Here is a 17,205-nt window from a genome sequence, read left to right on the forward strand (position 1 = left end):
AAGGCCGGGGGATTGCTGATGCTGTCAAATGTGCAGTGTTACTTCGACTGCTCCTTCTGCAACTTCTTCTGGCGCATCGTGCGCGTTCTGTCGATAAATTCGTGAGTTATGGGGTCGTGATAGCGTGACGGCCAGATGATCCATGGGTGCGTTTCCAGCGCCGTCGCAATAATCAATTCTCCCTTCGGCCACGGGCGAGTCAGTGCGTTTGCCAGCGTCGATGAACTCAACCCGTTACGGCGCGATTCCGCCGCCAGTGATGTCCCTTTTTTGCGCAGCGCCGCAATAATATCCGCTGAGTGCCAGTCGATCAGTTTCATATCCATAAAGCTGTCCTTGTGTTCGTTTTCACCCACGCCATTTCTTCTGAAATGACAGGGCTACTATACCTTCTTCGAACATGTGTTCTAAAAAGTTCGCGTTACTGGAAGCGATATTCAGAATATGACATGGCTTTATTCATGCTGAACGTAAGTCGATGATTTAACGTGATTATGGAATTTGTTGGCGCTTATTGGAATCTCCCCGTGTGGCCACGGGGAGAAGGGGGAAGGATTAACGATCGCGTTGAACGGCGATATGGGCAAGGCCAATCAGCGCATCACGCCACGGGCTGTCCGGAATCACCTGAAGTGCTTCGATGGCTTTATCTGCCTCTTCTTCAGCACGCTGACGCGTCCATTCCAGCGATCCGCAGAATGCCATTGTTTCCAGTACAGGTTCCAGAAGATGGCGACCATTTCCGTGCTCGATCGCTTCACGGATCAGTTTCGCCTGCTCGGGGGTTCCGTGACGCATTGCATGGAGCAGCGGCAGCGTTGGTTTGCCTTCGTTCAGGTCATCTCCAACGTTTTTGCCGAGCGTTTCGCCATCGGCACTGTAGTCCAGCAAATCGTCGATCAGCTGGAAGGCAGTCCCCAGATAGCGACCATAATCCTGAAGCCCTTTTTCCTGGGCTTCAGTGCAGCCAGCAAGGATGCCAGAGCATTGCGCCGCCGCTTCAAACAGGCGCGCCGTCTTGCTGTAAATCACGCGCATGTAGTTTTCTTCGGTGATATCCGGGTCGTTAACGTTCATCAACTGCAGGACTTCACCTTCAGCGATAACGTTTACCGCTTCAGACATCACTTCCAGCACTTTCAGCGAGCCGAGGCTGGTCATCATCTGGAAAGCACGGGTATAGATGAAATCCCCCACCAGAACGCTGGCTGCGTTGCCAAATGCTGCGTTCGCGGTTGCTTTGCCACGGCGCATGTCTGATTCATCCACCACGTCATCATGCAGCAGCGTGGCTGTGTGGATAAATTCGATCAGGGCCGCAATCGTGACGTGGGCATTTCCCTGATAGCCAACAGCGCGAGCGGCCAGAATGGCAATCATCGGGCGAATGCGTTTACCGCCGCCGCTAACGATGTAATAGCCCAACTGATTGATCAGCTGAACATCAGAGTTGAGTTGCTCCAGGATTGCTGCATTTACACCCGCCATATCTTGCGCGGTTAACTCGTTGATTTTTTCTAAATTCATCGCAAAAGCCGGGCTTTTTATCCTGTTTATCCCACGGAGTGTGGGTTCACAAAGGGTTTCGGTTTATCAATAGTATCGCTGATTGTACTGAAAAAACGGCTCAGATAAACGTTACCGTACGTGTTGTGTTTTTTTTCTTCATGTATTGATGGTAGCACTTGTCAAAGGCTCGCGTTTTGCGTAATATTCGCGCCCTATTGTGAATATTTATAGCGCACTCTGATTCATACGAGGATGTGCGCGGAAGCGGAGTTTATATGTACGCGGTTTTCCAAAGTGGTGGTAAACAACACCGAGTAAGCGAAGGTCAGACCATTCGCCTGGAAAAGCTGGACATCGCAACTGGCGAATCTGTTGAATTCGCTGAAGTTCTGATGATCGCAAACGGTGAAGAAGTCAAAATCGGCGTTCCTTTCGTTGATGGCGGCGTGATCAAAGCTGAAGTTGTTGCACACGGTCGTGGCGAGAAAGTTAAAATCGTTAAGTTTCGTCGTCGTAAGCACTACCGTAAGCAGCAGGGCCACCGTCAGTGGTTCACTGATGTGAAAATTACTGGCATCAGCGCCTAAGACCTGAGGAGAGATTTAAATGGCACATAAAAAGGCTGGCGGCTCCACACGTAACGGTCGCGATTCAGAAGCTAAACGCCTTGGCGTTAAGCGTTTCGGTGGCGAATCCGTTCTGGCGGGTAGCATCATCGTTCGTCAACGTGGTACCAAATTCCACGCTGGCAACAACGTAGGTTGCGGTCGTGACCACACTCTGTTTGCTAAAGCAGACGGTAAAGTGAAATTTGAAGTTAAAGGCCCGAACAACCGTAAATACATCAGCATCGTTGCTGAGTAAGGTTTTCTCGGTCCGGTAACGGATTAAAGCCCCGCAACGTGTTGCGGGGCTTTTTACATTGGAAACCCGGAAAATTTTCTGTAGGGAAAACGGGCATGAAGCAGCAGGCCGGCATAGGTATTCTTTTGGCGCTCACCACCGCAATGTGCTGGGGTGCACTGCCAATTGCAATGAAGCAGGTACTGGACGTGATGGAGCCGCCGACGGTAGTGTTTTATCGCTTCCTGATGGCAAGCATAGGCCTCGGTGCCATTCTGGCGATCAAAGGTAAGCTTCCACCGCTGCGTCTCTTCCGAAAGCCGCGCTGGCTGGTTTTACTGGCTATTGCGACGGGCGGTCTGTTCGGTAACTTCATCCTGTTTAGCTCCTCCCTGCAATATCTCAGCCCCACGGCGTCGCAGGTGATCGGCCAGCTTTCACCGGTCGGCATGATGGTTGCCAGCGTCTTTATCCTCAAGGAGAAGATGCGCGGAACGCAGATTATCGGGGCGAGTATGCTGCTCTGTGGTCTGGTGATGTTTTTCAACACCAGCCTGGTTGAGATTTTCACCCGCCTGACGGATTACACCTGGGGTGTGATTTTCGGTGTCGGGGCAGCAACGGTCTGGGTGAGTTATGGCGTCGCGCAAAAGGTGTTATTGCGTCGTCTGGCCTCACAGCAGATCCTCCTTTTGTTGTACACTTTGTGTACAATAGCATTGCTGCCGTTAGCAAAGCCGGGTGTGATTACTCAGCTTAGCGACTGGCAACTGGCGTGCCTCATCTTTTGTGGGCTTAATACGCTGGTCGGTTATGGCGCGCTGGCTGAAGCAATGGCGCGCTGGCAGGCAGCGCAGGTAAGTGCGTTAATCACGCTGACTCCGCTGTTTACGCTGTTATTTTCAGATTTGTTATCAATGGCCTGGCCCGATGTCTTCGTCAAGCCGATGCTCAACTTGTTGGGTTATCTCGGTGCGTTTGTCGTGGTTGCGGGTGCGATGTATTCCGCCATTGGTCATCGTCTCTGGGGGCGTTGGCGCAAAAATGAAGCGGTCGTAGTAGTCCCCCGCTCAGGCGAATGAGTTACGGAGAGTAAAATGAAGTTTGTTGATGAAGCGACGATTCTGGTCGTGGCAGGTGATGGCGGTAACGGTTGTGTAAGCTTCCGCCGTGAAAAATATATTCCTCGTGGCGGCCCTGACGGCGGTGACGGTGGCGATGGTGGTGACGTGTGGCTGGAGGCGGATGAAAACCTCAACACGCTGATCGACTACCGTTTCGAAAAATCTTTCCGTGCCGAGCGCGGCCAGAACGGCCAGAGCCGTGACTGTACGGGTAAACGTGGTAAAGACGTCAACATCAAGGTTCCGGTTGGTACGCGAGTGATTGACCAGGGCACTGGTGAAACCATGGGTGATATGACCAAACACGGTCAGCGCCTGCTGGTTGCTAAAGGTGGCTGGCACGGTCTGGGTAACAGCCGTTTTAAATCATCGGTTAACCGTGCTCCGCGTCAGAAAACCATGGGGACACCGGGCGATACGCGCGAGCTGCAGCTGGAACTGATGCTGCTGGCTGACGTCGGTATGCTGGGTATGCCTAACGCCGGTAAATCGACGTTTATCCGTGCTGTATCAGCCGCTAAGCCAAAAGTGGCGGATTATCCGTTTACGACGCTGGTGCCAAGCCTGGGCGTTGTCCGTATGGACCACGAAAAGAGCTTTGTTGTCGCTGATATCCCTGGTTTGATCGAGGGCGCAGCAGAAGGCGCAGGACTGGGTATTCGCTTCCTGAAACACCTTGAGCGCTGCCGCGTATTGCTGCACATCGTTGATATTAACCCAATCGATGAGTCCGATCCGGTCGAAAACGCCCGTATCATCATTGGCGAGCTGGAAAAATACAGCGAAAAACTCGCAGGTAAGCCACGCTGGCTGGTCTTCAACAAGATCGACCTGATGGATAAAGCCGAAGCTGAAGCAAAAGCGAAAGCCATTGCTGAAGCGATGGGTTGGGAAGATAAATATTACCTGATCTCTGCGGCAAGCCAGGTTGGCGTGAAAGATCTCTGCTGGGATGTGATGACCTTTATCATCGAGAACCCAATCGTTCAGGCGGAAGAGGCGAAACAGCCTGAAAAAGTCGAATTCATGTGGGATGACTACCACCGTCAGCAGCTCGAAGAGCTGGAAGCGGAAGAAGATGATGAAGACTGGGACGATGACTGGGATGAAGACGACGAAGAAGGCGTTGAGTTCATCTACAAGCATTAATACCTGAAAGAAGCCCCGCTAAGGGGCTTTTTTTTATCCTAACGTCGACGGCAACCAGCAACTGGCGATTAAGCCGCCCTCAGCGCCGTTCTCCAGCATTAAATTACCATGGTGGAGTTGGACGATACGCTGAACAATACTCAGCCCCAGGCCGCTGCCACCGTAGCGCTGGTCGAGCCGACGGAAAGGCTCGGTAATGGACTGTCGATGTGCCTCATCGATTCCGGGGCCCTGATCCACCACGCTGACCTGCGTTCCGCCATCAATTTCCACTAATTTGACTTCGATGGTCGTCCCCGTTGGGCTATAGCGGGCGGCATTCTCCAGCAAATTTCTGAGCATCAGGCGCAGGAGTACGGCGTCTCCCTGCACGGTAAGAGTGCTTTTAGCGGGCCATATCACCGTATGGTCTTTGGCTTCGTGCTCAAGACCCAGCGGCGCAATAATATTCTCTGTCCAGTGGACGGTATCGTAGTGACCGCTTGCCATCGCCTGTCCGGCTCGCGCCAGCATGAGCAGTTGCTCAACGGTGTGCATCAACTGATCGATACGACTAATCAACGTGGTGGCTTGTGATGAGCCAGACTGGGCCATTAATTCCAGATGCAACCGAATCCCGGCTAGCGGTGTGCGTAGCTCGTGTGCGGCATCAGCGGTGAAAAGACGCTCCTGCTGTAAGGTGTGATCAAGACGCGCCAGCAGTTGGTTTAGCGATGTCGTCACTGCGCCAATTTCTTCCATATCGGAATACATGGGCAGCGGCGTTAGATTGTCGGCTGACCGGTTGGCCAGGCTGGCACGTAATTTGTTAAGCGGGCGGGTTATCCAGGTCACCGCCCAGAAGGAGAAGAGCAGGGTAAAACCGACCATCACCAGAGAAGGGACCAGCAGCGACGCAATCGCTTCACGGATCTCTTTCTCAACGTGCTTGTTACGTGCTTTCGCCGAGAGTGTTTCATTCACCAGAAAGCCAATCTGTTCACGGCTTTCATGCCATAACCAGATGACGCTTATTAACTGAAAAAACAGCAAGATAATCGCCAGCAAAACCATTAATCGCCGACGCATACTGTTCATTTCTGGCTCTCCAGGCGGTATCCAACGCCACGGACTGTTTTGATCCGTTCTTTGCCGAGCTTGCGGCGCAGATTGTGAATATGAACTTCAAGGGTATTTGAACCCGGATCGTCCTGCCAGGAGTAGATATCCTGCTGCAGCGTTTCGCGATGTACTGTTTGACCGCTCCGCATGATGAGACGCGTCAGGAGGGCAAATTCTTTTGGGGTCACTTCGACAGGCTGAGACTTACGCAACACCTGCTGCGTCTGGAGATTCAGCGTAATATCACCGTCAGTCAGCATGTTATCGCTGTGTCCCTGATAGCGGCGGATCAGTGCCCGCACGCGCGCCTGAAGTTCTGCGAGGGCAAAAGGTTTAACCAGATAATCATCCGCACCGGAGTCCAGACCGTGAATGCGGTCTTCAATGGCATCGCGCGCCGTGAGGATCAGCACTGGATTTTCAACGCCACGGCGGCGCCACTGGCTGAGCAGCGTCGCGCCGTCTTTATCCGGTAAACCTAAATCGAGGATCACCAGGCTATATTCACCGCTCTGGATCAGCGCATCGGCTTCTGCCGCCGTAGCGGCGCAATCGAGCGCGTATCCTTCATTCGCCAGCGCGAGCGCCAACCCTTCCTGCAATAACAAATCGTCTTCAACTATGAGTAGTTTCATCGCTAGTTATTCTGGTAGATGTCCTTGTATAGCCTGCTTTCGAAGCGCACCAGCGGAATACGGCGATTACGCTGATCGGTCGGTTCGACGGCATAGCCGGAAAGATACTGCACGAATGCCATGCGTTGTCCGCTGGCTGTGGTGATAAAGCCTGCAAGGTTATAAACCCCCTGCAGTGAACCTGTTTTCGCTGACACTTTGCCATCAACACCCGCAGCATGAAGCCCTGCCCGATACTGAAGCGAACCGTCATGCCCGGCAAGTGGCAGCATCGAAATAAAGTTTAGCTCAGTGTCATGTTGGGCAATGTACTGAAGCACTTGCATCATGGTGGCTGGGGAGATCAGATTGTGACGCGATAACCCGGAGCCATCGACGGCGATGGTATTACCAAGATCGATCCCCGCCTGCTGGCGCAGGATCTGACGAACGGCGTCTGACCCCGCACGCCAGGTACCGGGTACGCCGAAACGGGCGTGACCAATCATGCGGAACACGGTGTCAGCAATCATGTTATCTGACTTTTTCAGCATAATCCTAAGCAGGTCATGTAGCGGCGCAGACTGTTTGCTGGCGATGACGATACCCGGTTGATTAACCTGTGTCTGACGCATCAGTGAGCCAGAATAGGTGATGCCAGCCTGTTTCAGTTCGTCTTTCAATATCGCACCCGCATAACCCGCTCCGTCCTGAATGGCGAAGGCCAGCGGCAGCGGATCGGCACGCTGTGTCAGGCAGCCGGTGAGAGTGAAACGGTTAAGATCGCCCGGCACGACGTCCAGTTCGCAATACTGCGCATCCGGCGATCCTTTTGCTAATGTGCGTACCTGGCTGAACATCGTGACCGGGTAGTAGGACGCCACGCGGATAAAGGCTAAATCATCCGGCTTGGGGGCGCTGTAGAGCGACACGGAGAAGCAGTTACGGTCAACGATGGCCGCAGCAGGCGGGGCGCTAAAGCACTGCGTCATGTCATTCCACGGCCAGCCGGGCGCTTTATCGTGGCTGGCGAAAATGGAGGTATCGATCAGCACGTTGCCATCGATTTTTGTCACGCCGGATTTTTTCAGCACCGCCACCATATTGCGGATATCCTGGCGCTTGAAGGTTGGATCACCCCCAAAGCGGGCAATCAGATCGCCTTTCAGTTCGCCACCTTCTACGTTACCTTTGGTCTCAAGCGTGGTAGTAAACCGGAAGTCAGGGCCAAGCTGAAGCAGGGCGGCGAGCGCAGTGATCACCTTCTGGGTACTGGCAGGCAGCGCCATCTGTTGACTGTGAAAGTCAATGTCAGGGGCCTGGGCGCCAACCTTCTGCACCATTAGCGCAAGGTTAGCGCCTGCGGGCAGCTGATTAATGTACTCATCAACGTTCGCGGCCTGAGCGGCGAACGCCATACTGGTAGTCAATCCGATGATAAAACTGGAAAATCGCATAATCTCGCGCTAACAACCCGAAAACAAACCGTCATACTACGGTGCATAGCACTGCAAAGTAAACGATGACCCATAGTGAACTTCGCGGTAAAATGCGTATCAAATTGAAAAATTGCTGCTGACCTGGGGCGTTGCTCCCGGGTCGGTTTTCTTTTTGCTTCTTGCCCGCTTAGGGGGGCAGGAGCAGGGAACACTGCTCCCAACAGGAATGTTTAAGAGGTATAACAAATGCAAGCTATTCCGATGACCTTACGTGGTGCCGAAAAACTGCGCGAAGAGCTGGATTTCCTGAAATCCGTGCGTCGCCCTGAAATCATCGCCGCTATTGCGGATGCGCGCGAGCATGGCGACCTGAAAGAGAACGCTGAATACCATGCGGCGCGTGAGCAGCAGGGCTTCTGTGAAGGGCGTATTAAAGACATCGAAGCAAAGCTGTCTAATGCGCAGGTGATCGATATCACTAAGATGCCAAACAATGGCCGCGTGATCTTTGGTTCTACCGTGAGCGTCCTGAACCTGGACAATGACGAAGAGCAGACCTACCGCATCGTGGGTGACGATGAGGCTGACTTTAAGCAGAACCTCATTTCAGTGAACTCACCCATCGCGCGTGGCCTGATTGGCAAAGAGCAAGATGATGTAGTCGTGATCCGTACCCCAGGTGGTGAAGTGGAATACGAAATTATTAAGGTCGAGTACCTGTAATTCGCTTCTCCACTGAGATGTTGATACATTGTAAAGAAAAGAAAAAGGCCGCATAGCGGCCTTTTAACAACTCAAGGAGCGTGGCATTTTGCTCACCTGCTGACAGAAATCCCTCGTTTTACACAGAAAATGTGTTCGATTAGGGATATCCTTAACGTGGCAGCGAGATTTTGCGCTCTTTAGATGGGCGGTAGAGCACCAGCGTTTTACCGATGACCTGTACATTACAGGCGCCGGTTTCGCGCACGATGGCTTCCACGATCAGGTTTTTAGTGTCTCTGTCTTCAGAGGCGATTTTCACCTTGATCAGCTCGTGGTGTTCCAGCGCTTGTTCAATCTCGGCAAGCACCCCTTCGGTCAAACCATTGTTGCCAAGCATAACTACAGGCTTGAGCGGATGTGCCAGACCTTTAAGGTGCTGTTTTTGTTTAGTACTCAGATTCATCGTATATTTTTGCTTACGTTGGGATTGAAAACGGTTCATTCTACCGCCATCTCCCTAATATCGCCAAATAGCAGCGTAGAAATTTACGTCAAAGGTAAGCAACGATGAACCCGGACGGAAAAGTTAAATGACAGGTAAAAAGCGTTCTGCCAGTTCCAGCCGCTGGCTTCAGGAACACTTTAGCGATAAATATGTTCTGCAGGCGCAGAAAAAGGGGTTACGTTCCCGCGCCTGGTTTAAACTTGATGAAATACAGCAAAGTGACAAACTTTTTAAACCGGGGATGACGGTTGTTGACCTCGGTGCTGCCCCTGGCGGATGGTCCCAGTATGCGGTAACTCAGATCGGCGGAGCGGGTCGAATCATCGCATGCGATCTTTTACCAATGGATCCCATCGTCGGTGTCGACTTCCTTCAGGGCGATTTTCGTGATGAATTAGTGCTAAAAGCGTTACTTGAACGTGTGGGTGACAGTAAGGTCCAGGTTGTCATGTCTGATATGGCACCAAATATGTGCGGAACACCGGCGGTGGATATCCCCCGCGGCATGTATCTGGTGGAGCTAGCGTTAGAAATGTGTCGTGATGTACTAGCGCCTGGTGGTAGTTTTGTTGTGAAGGTGTTTCAGGGCGAAGGTTTCGAGGAGTACCTTAAGGAAATTCGCTCCCTGTTTGCGAAGGTTAAAGTTCGTAAGCCGGACTCTTCCCGGGCGCGTTCCCGTGAAGTGTATATTGTAGCGACCGGGCGAAAATGATAACCGGTAGATTTCAGGCGAAAGTTTGAATGAAACTGGATATAGAGTATCCTGACGCTGTTTTTAACACAGTTGTAATGTGAGGTTAATCCCTTGAGTGACATGGCGAAAAACCTAATTCTCTGGCTGGTCATTGCCGTCGTGCTGATGTCAGTATTCCAGAGCTTTGGGCCCAGCGAGTCGAATGGCCGCAAGGTGGATTATTCTACCTTCCTGCAGGAGGTCAATCAGGACCAGGTTCGCGAAGCGCGTATCAACGGACGTGAGATAAACGTTACCAAGAAAGATAGTAACCGTTACACGACCTACATCCCGGTGAACGATCCTAAGCTGCTCGATAACCTTCTGACTAAAAACGTCAAAGTGGTCGGCGAGCCGCCAGAAGAACCAAGCCTGCTGGCTTCTATCTTCATTTCCTGGTTCCCGATGCTGCTTCTTATCGGCGTCTGGATCTTCTTTATGCGTCAGATGCAGGGCGGCGGTGGCAAAGGTGCCATGTCGTTCGGTAAGAGCAAAGCGCGTATGCTGACGGAAGATCAGATCAAGACCACGTTTGCTGACGTTGCAGGTTGTGACGAAGCAAAAGAAGAAGTGGGCGAACTGGTTGAATACCTGCGTGAGCCGAGCCGTTTCCAGAAACTGGGCGGTAAGATCCCGAAAGGCGTTCTGATGGTGGGTCCTCCGGGTACCGGTAAAACCCTGCTGGCGAAAGCTATCGCGGGTGAAGCGAAGGTGCCGTTCTTTACTATTTCAGGTTCTGACTTCGTAGAAATGTTCGTGGGTGTGGGTGCATCTCGTGTGCGTGACATGTTCGAACAGGCCAAGAAGGCAGCACCGTGCATCATCTTCATCGATGAAATCGACGCCGTAGGCCGCCAGCGTGGCGCAGGTCTGGGTGGTGGTCATGATGAACGTGAGCAGACGCTGAACCAGATGCTGGTTGAAATGGACGGCTTCGAAGGTAACGAAGGTATTATCGTTATCGCGGCGACTAACCGTCCGGACGTACTTGACCCAGCGCTGCTGCGTCCAGGCCGTTTCGACCGTCAGGTCGTGGTGGGTCTGCCGGATGTTCGCGGTCGTGAACAGATTCTGAAAGTCCACATGCGTCGTGTACCGCTGGCGCCAGATATCGACGCAGCAATTATTGCGCGCGGTACCCCGGGCTTCTCCGGTGCGGATCTGGCTAACCTGGTCAACGAAGCTGCCCTGTTTGCCGCTCGCGGTAACAAGCGCGTGGTGTCCATGGTGGAGTTCGAGAAAGCGAAAGACAAAATCATGATGGGTGCGGAACGTCGCTCCATGGTGATGACGGAAGCGCAGAAAGAGTCCACGGCATACCACGAAGCAGGTCACGCGATTATCGGTCGCCTGGTACCGGAACACGATCCGGTGCATAAAGTGACGATTATCCCACGTGGTCGCGCGCTGGGTGTGACCTTCTTCCTGCCTGAAGGCGACGCGATCAGCGCCAGCCGTCAGAAGCTGGAAAGCCAGATCTCGACCCTGTACGGCGGTCGTCTGGCAGAAGAGATTATCTATGGTGTGGAACATGTTTCTACCGGTGCGTCCAACGACATCAAAGTCGCGACAAACCTGGCACGTAACATGGTGACGCAGTGGGGCTTCTCCGACAAACTCGGTCCGCTGCTGTATGCAGAGGAAGAGGGTGAAGTGTTCCTGGGCCGTTCTGTGGCTAAAGCGAAACATATGTCCGATGAGACGGCACGTATCATCGACCAGGAAGTAAAATCTTTGGTAGAGCGTAACTATGCACGTGCTCGCCAGATCCTGAACGACAATATGGACATCCTGCATTCGATGAAAGATGCGCTCATGAAATATGAGACCATCGATGCACCGCAGATTGACGACCTGATGGCACGCCGTGAAGTGCGTCCGCCAGCTGGCTGGGAAGATCCTGGTGCTTCCAACAATTCTGACAACAATGGCACCCCGCGTGCGCCGCGCCCGGTTGATGAACCGCGTACGCCAAACCCGGGTAATACCATGTCAGAACAGTTGGGCGACAAGTAAGTCTCTTCTGTTGAAATGTTTGTCTGTACCTCAAACCCTGGAGCTTGCTCCGGGGTTTTTCTTATCCGTTAAACCTTATTAATACCAGGGATTTTAGCCATGAAACTCTTCGCCCAGGACTCGCATCTCGATCTCTCGCATCCGCATGTGATGGGGATCCTGAATGTTACCCCTGACTCCTTCTCTGACGGCGGCACGCATAACACGCTTATCGAGGCGGTTAAGCACGCAAATTTAATGATCAATGCAGGTGCCACCATCATTGATGTCGGTGGAGAATCGACGCGCCCGGGCGCGGCGGACGTTTCTGTGGAAGAAGAGCTGGCGCGCGTGGTGCCCGTGATTGAGGCTATTGCTCAGCGATTTGAGGTGTGGATCTCCGTTGACACGTCGAAACCTGAGGTGATTCGTGAAGTGGCGAGAGTAGGCGCTCACATTATCAATGACATTCGCTCACTGACTGAGCCTGGCGCGATTGAGGCGGCGGCGGAAACTGGCCTACCGGTCTGCCTGATGCACATGCAGGGGCAGCCGAAAACCATGCAGGAAGCGCCGAAGTACGACGATGTCTTTGCCGATGTGAATCGCTTCTTTATTGAGCATATTGCGCGCTGCGAGCGTGCGGGCATCGCAAAAGAGAAATTGCTGCTCGACCCGGGGTTCGGTTTCGGTAAAAATCTCTCTCACAATTATGCGCTGCTTGCGCGCTTATCAGAATTTCATCACTTCGGCCTGCCGTTGTTGGTGGGGATGTCGAGAAAGTCGATGATTGGGCAGTTGCTGAATGTGGGGCCGAGTGAACGCCTGAGTGGTAGCCTGGCCTGCGCGGTGATCGCGGCGATGCAAGGCGCGCACATTATTCGTGTCCATGACGTAAAAGAAACAGTAGAAGCCATGCGTGTGGTGGAAGCCACACTGGCAGCGAAGGAAAACAAACGCTATGAGTAATCGTAAATATTTTGGTACCGATGGTATCCGTGGGCGCGTAGGCGATGCTCCAATCACCCCTGATTTTGTCCTGAAGCTGGGCTGGGCTGCTGGCAAGGTGCTGGCACGTCATGGTTCCCGTAAGATCATCATCGGTAAAGACACCCGTATCTCAGGCTATATGCTGGAATCTGCGCTGGAAGCCGGTCTGGCAGCGGCGGGGCTTTCTGCCTCCTTTACAGGCCCAATGCCAACGCCTGCTGTGGCTTACCTGACGCGCACCTTCCGTGCGGAAGCGGGGATTGTTATCTCGGCTTCTCATAACCCGTTCTACGACAACGGCATCAAGTTCTTCTCCATTGACGGCACCAAGCTGCCGGATGATGTTGAAGAGGCCATTGAAGCGGAAATGGAAAAAGAGATCACCTGTGTCGACTCCGCTGAGCTGGGTAAAGCGAACCGTATCGTCGATGCCGCGGGTCGCTATATCGAATTCTGCAAAGGCACCTTCCCGAATGAGCTGAGTCTGGCCAATCTTAAAATTGTGGTGGACTGTGCAAACGGCGCGACCTACCACATTGCTCCGAATGTTTTCCGCGAGCTGGGTGCGAAAGTCATCACCATCGGCTGTGAGCCGGATGGTCTTAACATCAACGAAGAGGTGGGAGCGACGGACGTGCGTGCCCTGCAGGCGCGCGTGCTGGCGGAAAAAGCCGATCTGGGTATTGCTCTCGATGGCGACGGTGACCGTGTGATCATGGTCGACCACGAAGGTAACAAGGTCGACGGCGATCAGATCCTCTACATCATTGCACGTGAAGGTCTGCGTCAGGGGCAGCTGCGTGGCGGCGCGGTAGGTACGCTGATGAGCAACATGGGCCTGGAGCTGGCGCTGAAACAGCTCGGTATTCCGTTTGTCCGCGCGAAAGTGGGCGACCGCTATGTGCTGGAAAAATTGCAGGAGAAGGGCTGGCGAATCGGTGCGGAAAACTCCGGTCACGTGATCCTGCTCGATAAAACCACCACCGGTGACGGCATCGTGGCGGGTCTGCAGGTTGTTGCTGCCATGGCGCGCAACCATATGAGCCTGCACGATCTCTGCAGCGGTATGAAGATGTTCCCGCAAATCCTCGTTAACGTGCGTTTCACAGCAGGTAAAGGCGATCCGCTTGAAAATGACAACGTGAAAGCGGTGATGGCTGACGTTGAAGCGGCCTTGGGCAATCGTGGCCGTGTACTGCTGCGTAAATCGGGTACCGAGCCACTGATTCGCGTGATGGTTGAAGGCGAAGACGAAGCGCAGGTGACTGAATTCGCGCATCGCATTGCGGATGCGGTGAAAGCTGCATAACTTTTCACAGTAAGTGTTTAAAAAGGCGGCGCTTGCCGCCTTTGTTTTAAGCATTTAATGGCTTTTTGCTGTTTTTTTCCGCAGTTGATACAATGCGTCGAAAATGCCCTTGCGAAGGTCATTCGCTTTGGTTAGTATTCACACCCGCTTCAGTGGGAAACAAAAATCCTGCTAATTGGTCGAAGCATTGGTATGCGGCAAATCCGCAAGGAACAGGTTGATTATGTACGAAGCTCTTTTAGTTATTTTCCTTATTGTAGCCATCGCTCTTGTAGCGCTGATCATGCTGCAGCAAGGTAAAGGCGCTGATATGGGAGCCTCCTTCGGAGCAGGCGCTTCCGGTACGCTGTTTGGTTCAAGTGGTTCTGCGAACTTCATGACCCGTACAACGGCGATTCTGGCTACGCTGTTCTTCATCATCAGTCTGGTGCTGGGTAATATCAACAGCAACAAGACCAGTAAAGGAAGCGAGTGGGAAAATCTGAGCGCGCCAGCGAAAACTGAGCAAACTCAGCCAGCTGCACCGGCTAAGCCGACCAGCGATATCCCGCAGTAAGTATTCAGTACCGAGGTGGTGGAATTGGTAGACACGCTACCTTGAGGTGGTAGTGCCCTAACGGGCTTGTGGGTTCGAGTCCCATCCTCGGTACCAATATTCCAGAAGAAAGACGTCGCAAGACGTCTTTTTTTTCGTCTGTATATTGTGGTGGCGGCCAAAATGACGGGTGGCGCTGCGCTTACCCGCCCTAAAAATACCAAATAAAAAAGGCGCCTGTTGGGCGCCTTTTGCATGTCTTGCAGTCGATTACTTCTTATCGCTGTGTTCCAGGTTCTCAACCTGCGGCAGTCCGTTACCTGAGTTCGCGGAAAGCAAGCCATTCTCAATATAGTTGAACAGCTTCTCACGGGTATCGGTGATGTCCAGGTTACGCATGGTCAGTTGACCGATACGGTCATCCGGAGAGAAGACCGAATCACCTTTCTCCATGGTCAGACGTTCTGCTTTATAGGTCAGGTTGTCAGACACGGTATTCAGGATGGAGTAGTCATTGCCGCGACGCAGTTCCAGCGTTACTTCACCGGTGATCGCGCTTGCCACCCAACGCTGCAGTGCATCACGCAGCATCAGCGCCTGCGGATCGAACCAGCGGCCCTGGTACAGCAGTTTACCCAACTGACGACCATGAGAGTGATACTGTTCGATAGTGTCTTCGTTATGAATACCGGTCAGCAGGCGCTCGTAAGCGATGTGCAGCAGCGCCATTCCCGGGGCTTCATAGATGCCACGGCTTTTCGCTTCGATGATACGGTTTTCAATCTGATCGCTCATGCCCAGACCGTGACGACCGCCAATGCGGTTAGCTTCCAGCATCAGCTCAACGTCGTCTGAGAAAGTTTTACCGTTCAGAGCAACCGGATGGCCGCGCTCGAAGCGTACGGTGACTTCTTCAGCCTGAATTTTGACGTTCTCGTCCCAGAACTTCACGCCCATGATCGGGTTAACGATCTTCACGCTGGAGTTCAGGAATTCCAGGTCTTTCGCTTCGTGCGTTGCACCCAGCATATTGGAATCGGTGGAGTACGCTTTTTCGACGGACATCTTATAGTCAAAACCGCAGGCAATCATGAATTCAGACATCTCATGACGACCACCCAGTTCGTCGATGAAGTCGGTATCCAGCCACGGTTTGTAAATCTGCAGCTCGGCGTTGGTCAGCAGGCCATAACGATAGAAACGTTCGATATCGTTGCCTTTATAGGTACTGCCGTCACCCCAGATATTCACGCCATCTTCTTTCATGGCGGCAACCAGCATGGTGCCCGTCACGGCGCGGCCCAGCGGAGTGGTATTGAAATAGGTCAGGCCGCCAGTGGTGTTATGAAAAGCACCGCACTGAATCGCAGCGATACCTTCGGCTACCAGCTGTTTGCGGCAGTCAATCAGTCGTGCGTTCTCTGCGCCATACTCCATGGCACGACGAGGGATCGCGTCATAATCTTCCTCATCTGGCTGTCCCAGGTTCGCAGTATATGCATACGGAACCGCTCCCTTCTGGCGCATCCACAGCAGTGCAGCGCTGGTATCCAGGCCGCCTGAGAAAGCGATGCCAATACGTTGTCCTACCGGAAGATGCTTGAGAATCGTCGTCATATAATAAAACCCTGCTTGATTGACTGATTAGAGACCGCTTTCGCTCTCTTGTGCATTTTTATGCAAAATAAGTGAGTATTCATTTAATCATCTTTTGCCGAAGACCGGAAGAGACTCATGCGTTTTTTGTAAAAAATTTGGTCTAATCGATCTGGCGGAAGTCGCCTTGACAGGCGGGGTCAACTATCAATATACTGAACGCCGATTTTACGTCCCGTCTTCGGTACCAAATCCCAGCATTATTTGCATTTTCTACCTAAAACGCGTAGAATTTGCCACGTTTCAGGCGCGGGGTGGAGCAGCCTGGTAGCTCGTCGGGCTCATAACCCGAAGGTCGTCGGTTCAAATCCGGCCCCCGCAACCACTTTCCCATAAAGTTCTTTTTCAAATATACTGTGAAGACTTAGAGCCTTCGTAGCTGGATTTGAAAAAATTCTTTCGGAGAGTGCTCCAGGCCACAGTTGTGGCTATAGGGTTCAGTTATCTAAAGCCCCGATTTATCGGGGTTTTTTGTTATCTGACTACAGAATAACTGGGCTTTACGCCCTTTTTTTATGTCTTGGGGGTGGGCTTGTCCACATTAGAGCAAAAATTAACAGAGATGATTACTGCACCGGTCGAAGCACTGGGCTACGAACTGGTCGGCATCGAATTCGTTCGCGGCCGTACATCGACGCTGCGCATCTATATTGATAGTGAAGATGGCATCAATGTTGATGATTGTGCTGATGTTAGCCACCAGGTGAGTGCGGTTCTTGATGTTGAAGACCCGATTACCGTTGCGTACAACCTGGAAGTTTCCTCACCTGGCCTCGATCGCCCGATGTTCACGGCCGAGCACTATGTGCGCTTTACCGGTGAAGAAGTGGCTCTCGTTCTGCGTATGGCCGTACAGAACCGCCGTAAATGGCAGGGAATTATCAAAGCCGTTGATGGTGAAATGATCACGGTGACAGTCGACGGCAAAGATGAAGTGTTCGCGCTGAGTAATATCCAGAAGGCGAACCTGGTTCCCCACTTTTAACAGTCTGGATTGA

18 protein-coding genes and 2 tRNA genes are annotated in these 17,205 nt (G+C 52.7%); 13 read left to right on the forward strand and 7 right to left on the reverse strand.

What is annotated here, in order from left to right; translation table 11 throughout:
- Nucleotides 1–38: 38 nt before the first annotated feature.
- Nucleotides 39–326, reverse strand: coding sequence for a DNA-binding transcriptional regulator SfsB (gene sfsB / locus KW829_RS11420; protein WP_010436030.1), 288 nt, complete (start codon nucleotides 324–326; stop codon nucleotides 39–41).
- A 229-nt stretch (nucleotides 327–555) separates the two neighbouring features.
- Complete coding sequence (gene ispB / locus KW829_RS11425; protein ID WP_218308254.1) at nucleotides 556–1,527, reverse strand: octaprenyl diphosphate synthase; 972 nt, start codon at nucleotides 1,525–1,527, stop codon at nucleotides 556–558.
- Nucleotides 1,528–1,784: 257 nt separating this feature from the next.
- On the opposite strand from ispB, the gene rplU reads away from it, so the two are divergent.
- The 4 genes from rplU (at nucleotide 1,785) to cgtA (ending at nucleotide 4,625) form a co-directional block, all read left to right on the forward strand.
- A complete protein-coding gene (gene rplU / locus KW829_RS11430) occupies nucleotides 1,785–2,096 on the forward strand; it encodes a 50S ribosomal protein L21 (protein ID WP_010436026.1) in 312 nt (103 codons plus the stop codon).
- A 19-nt stretch (nucleotides 2,097–2,115) separates the two neighbouring features.
- A complete protein-coding gene (rpmA, locus tag KW829_RS11435) occupies nucleotides 2,116–2,373 on the forward strand; it encodes a 50S ribosomal protein L27 (protein WP_004385076.1) in 258 nt (85 codons plus the stop codon).
- Between the two features lie 95 nt (nucleotides 2,374–2,468).
- On the forward strand, nucleotides 2,469–3,434 hold the full coding sequence (locus KW829_RS11440; protein ID WP_010436020.1) for a DMT family transporter: 966 nt from the start codon (nucleotides 2,469–2,471) through the stop codon (nucleotides 3,432–3,434).
- Between the two features lie 15 nt (nucleotides 3,435–3,449).
- Nucleotides 3,450–4,625 carry an Obg family GTPase CgtA gene (gene cgtA, locus KW829_RS11445; protein ID WP_010436018.1) on the forward strand — a complete coding sequence of 392 codons (1,176 nt, stop codon included), beginning with the start codon at nucleotides 3,450–3,452 and terminating at the stop codon, nucleotides 4,623–4,625.
- 33 nt (nucleotides 4,626–4,658) lie between these two features.
- Here cgtA and pmrB read toward each other — a convergent pair whose 3' ends face one another.
- Genes pmrB through dacB form a run of 3 tightly spaced genes read right to left on the reverse strand, consistent with a single transcriptional unit; the run spans nucleotide 4,659 to nucleotide 7,797 of the window.
- On the reverse strand, nucleotides 4,659–5,702 hold the full coding sequence (gene pmrB, locus KW829_RS11450) for a two-component system sensor histidine kinase PmrB (RefSeq protein WP_218308255.1): 1,044 nt from the start codon (nucleotides 5,700–5,702) through the stop codon (nucleotides 4,659–4,661).
- Nucleotides 5,699–6,361: a two-component system response regulator PmrA gene (gene pmrA / locus KW829_RS11455; protein WP_042714459.1), complete on the reverse strand. Its 663-nt coding sequence runs from the start codon at nucleotides 6,359–6,361 to the stop codon at nucleotides 5,699–5,701. The genes pmrB and pmrA overlap by 4 nt, the downstream gene beginning before the upstream one ends.
- Nucleotides 6,362–6,363: 2 nt before the next feature.
- Nucleotides 6,364–7,797: a serine-type D-Ala-D-Ala carboxypeptidase gene (gene dacB / locus KW829_RS11460; protein ID WP_218308256.1), complete on the reverse strand. Its 1,434-nt coding sequence runs from the start codon at nucleotides 7,795–7,797 to the stop codon at nucleotides 6,364–6,366.
- 228 nt (nucleotides 7,798–8,025) lie between these two features.
- On the opposite strand from dacB, the gene greA reads away from it, so the two are divergent.
- The gene (gene greA, locus KW829_RS11465; RefSeq protein ID WP_010436008.1) at nucleotides 8,026–8,502 is read left to right on the forward strand and encodes a transcription elongation factor GreA; all 477 of its coding nucleotides are present in this window, start codon (nucleotides 8,026–8,028) and stop codon (nucleotides 8,500–8,502) included.
- Between the two features lie 151 nt (nucleotides 8,503–8,653).
- Here the strand turns inward: greA and yhbY are convergent, their stop codons facing one another.
- Nucleotides 8,654–8,947 carry a ribosome assembly RNA-binding protein YhbY gene (gene yhbY / locus KW829_RS11470; protein ID WP_003861814.1) on the reverse strand — a complete coding sequence of 98 codons (294 nt, stop codon included), beginning with the start codon at nucleotides 8,945–8,947 and terminating at the stop codon, nucleotides 8,654–8,656.
- A 127-nt stretch (nucleotides 8,948–9,074) separates the two neighbouring features.
- On the opposite strand from yhbY, the gene rlmE reads away from it, so the two are divergent.
- From rlmE to KW829_RS11500, 6 genes are all read left to right on the forward strand, one after another.
- Nucleotides 9,075–9,701 (forward strand): 23S rRNA (uridine(2552)-2'-O)-methyltransferase RlmE, encoded by a 627-nt coding sequence (gene rlmE, locus KW829_RS11475; RefSeq protein WP_010436004.1) that lies wholly within the window; start codon nucleotides 9,075–9,077, stop codon nucleotides 9,699–9,701.
- Nucleotides 9,702–9,803: 102 nt separating this feature from the next.
- Nucleotides 9,804–11,738, forward strand: coding sequence for an ATP-dependent zinc metalloprotease FtsH (ftsH, locus tag KW829_RS11480; protein ID WP_010436002.1), 1,935 nt, complete (start codon nucleotides 9,804–9,806; stop codon nucleotides 11,736–11,738).
- Between the two features lie 99 nt (nucleotides 11,739–11,837).
- Nucleotides 11,838–12,686: a dihydropteroate synthase gene (gene folP / locus KW829_RS11485; RefSeq protein ID WP_218308257.1), complete on the forward strand. Its 849-nt coding sequence runs from the start codon at nucleotides 11,838–11,840 to the stop codon at nucleotides 12,684–12,686.
- Complete coding sequence (gene glmM / locus KW829_RS11490; protein ID WP_218308258.1) at nucleotides 12,679–14,016, forward strand: phosphoglucosamine mutase; 1,338 nt, start codon at nucleotides 12,679–12,681, stop codon at nucleotides 14,014–14,016. Before folP ends, glmM begins: the two co-directional genes overlap by 8 nt.
- A 223-nt stretch (nucleotides 14,017–14,239) precedes the next feature.
- On the forward strand, nucleotides 14,240–14,572 hold the full coding sequence (secG, locus tag KW829_RS11495) for a preprotein translocase subunit SecG (RefSeq protein ID WP_003861803.1): 333 nt from the start codon (nucleotides 14,240–14,242) through the stop codon (nucleotides 14,570–14,572).
- Nucleotides 14,573–14,581: 9 nt separating this feature from the next.
- Nucleotides 14,582–14,668 (forward strand) — tRNA-Leu (locus KW829_RS11500).
- A 153-nt stretch (nucleotides 14,669–14,821) separates the two neighbouring features.
- Here the strand turns inward: KW829_RS11500 and argG are convergent.
- Nucleotides 14,822–16,168 carry an argininosuccinate synthase gene (gene argG / locus KW829_RS11505; RefSeq protein ID WP_010435998.1) on the reverse strand — a complete coding sequence of 449 codons (1,347 nt, stop codon included), beginning with the start codon at nucleotides 16,166–16,168 and terminating at the stop codon, nucleotides 14,822–14,824.
- 287 nt (nucleotides 16,169–16,455) lie between these two features.
- Between argG and KW829_RS11510 the strand changes: the two genes are divergently transcribed.
- Nucleotides 16,456–16,532: transfer RNA gene (locus tag KW829_RS11510), tRNA-Met, on the forward strand.
- A gap of 207 nt (nucleotides 16,533–16,739) precedes the next feature.
- The gene (rimP, locus tag KW829_RS11515; RefSeq protein ID WP_032639709.1) at nucleotides 16,740–17,192 is read left to right on the forward strand and encodes a ribosome maturation factor RimP; all 453 of its coding nucleotides are present in this window, start codon (nucleotides 16,740–16,742) and stop codon (nucleotides 17,190–17,192) included.
- Nucleotides 17,193–17,205 lie beyond the last annotated feature (13 nt).

Origin of the sequence: Enterobacter sp. ENT02, assembly GCF_019219165.1 — a bacterium.
Lineage (GTDB): Bacteria > Pseudomonadota > Gammaproteobacteria > Enterobacterales > Enterobacteriaceae > Enterobacter > Enterobacter mori.

What these genes read in the sequence shown, in the direction of transcription:
- sfsB (WP_010436030.1), bottom strand. Translation starts at nt 326, where the DNA reads ATGGATATGAAACTGATCGACTGGCACTCAGCGGATATTATTGCGGCG.
- ispB (WP_218308254.1), bottom strand. Translation starts at nt 1,527, where the DNA reads ATGAATTTAGAAAAAATCAACGAGTTAACCGCGCAAGATATGGCGGGT.
- rplU (WP_010436026.1), top strand. Translation starts at nt 1,785, where the DNA reads ATGTACGCGGTTTTCCAAAGTGGTGGTAAACAACACCGAGTAAGCGAA.
- rpmA (WP_004385076.1), top strand. Translation starts at nt 2,116, where the DNA reads ATGGCACATAAAAAGGCTGGCGGCTCCACACGTAACGGTCGCGATTCA.
- KW829_RS11440 (WP_010436020.1), top strand. Translation starts at nt 2,469, where the DNA reads ATGAAGCAGCAGGCCGGCATAGGTATTCTTTTGGCGCTCACCACCGCA.
- cgtA (WP_010436018.1), top strand. Translation starts at nt 3,450, where the DNA reads ATGAAGTTTGTTGATGAAGCGACGATTCTGGTCGTGGCAGGTGATGGC.
- pmrB (WP_218308255.1), bottom strand. Translation starts at nt 5,702, where the DNA reads ATGAACAGTATGCGTCGGCGATTAATGGTTTTGCTGGCGATTATCTTG.
- pmrA (WP_042714459.1), bottom strand. Translation starts at nt 6,361, where the DNA reads ATGAAACTACTCATAGTTGAAGACGATTTGTTATTGCAGGAAGGGTTG.
- dacB (WP_218308256.1), bottom strand. Translation starts at nt 7,797, where the DNA reads ATGCGATTTTCCAGTTTTATCATCGGATTGACTACCAGTATGGCGTTC.
- greA (WP_010436008.1), top strand. Translation starts at nt 8,026, where the DNA reads ATGCAAGCTATTCCGATGACCTTACGTGGTGCCGAAAAACTGCGCGAA.
- yhbY (WP_003861814.1), bottom strand. Translation starts at nt 8,947, where the DNA reads ATGAATCTGAGTACTAAACAAAAACAGCACCTTAAAGGTCTGGCACAT.
- rlmE (WP_010436004.1), top strand. Translation starts at nt 9,075, where the DNA reads ATGACAGGTAAAAAGCGTTCTGCCAGTTCCAGCCGCTGGCTTCAGGAA.
- ftsH (WP_010436002.1), top strand. Translation starts at nt 9,804, where the DNA reads ATGGCGAAAAACCTAATTCTCTGGCTGGTCATTGCCGTCGTGCTGATG.
- folP (WP_218308257.1), top strand. Translation starts at nt 11,838, where the DNA reads ATGAAACTCTTCGCCCAGGACTCGCATCTCGATCTCTCGCATCCGCAT.
- glmM (WP_218308258.1), top strand. Translation starts at nt 12,679, where the DNA reads ATGAGTAATCGTAAATATTTTGGTACCGATGGTATCCGTGGGCGCGTA.
- secG (WP_003861803.1), top strand. Translation starts at nt 14,240, where the DNA reads ATGTACGAAGCTCTTTTAGTTATTTTCCTTATTGTAGCCATCGCTCTT.
- argG (WP_010435998.1), bottom strand. Translation starts at nt 16,168, where the DNA reads ATGACGACGATTCTCAAGCATCTTCCGGTAGGACAACGTATTGGCATC.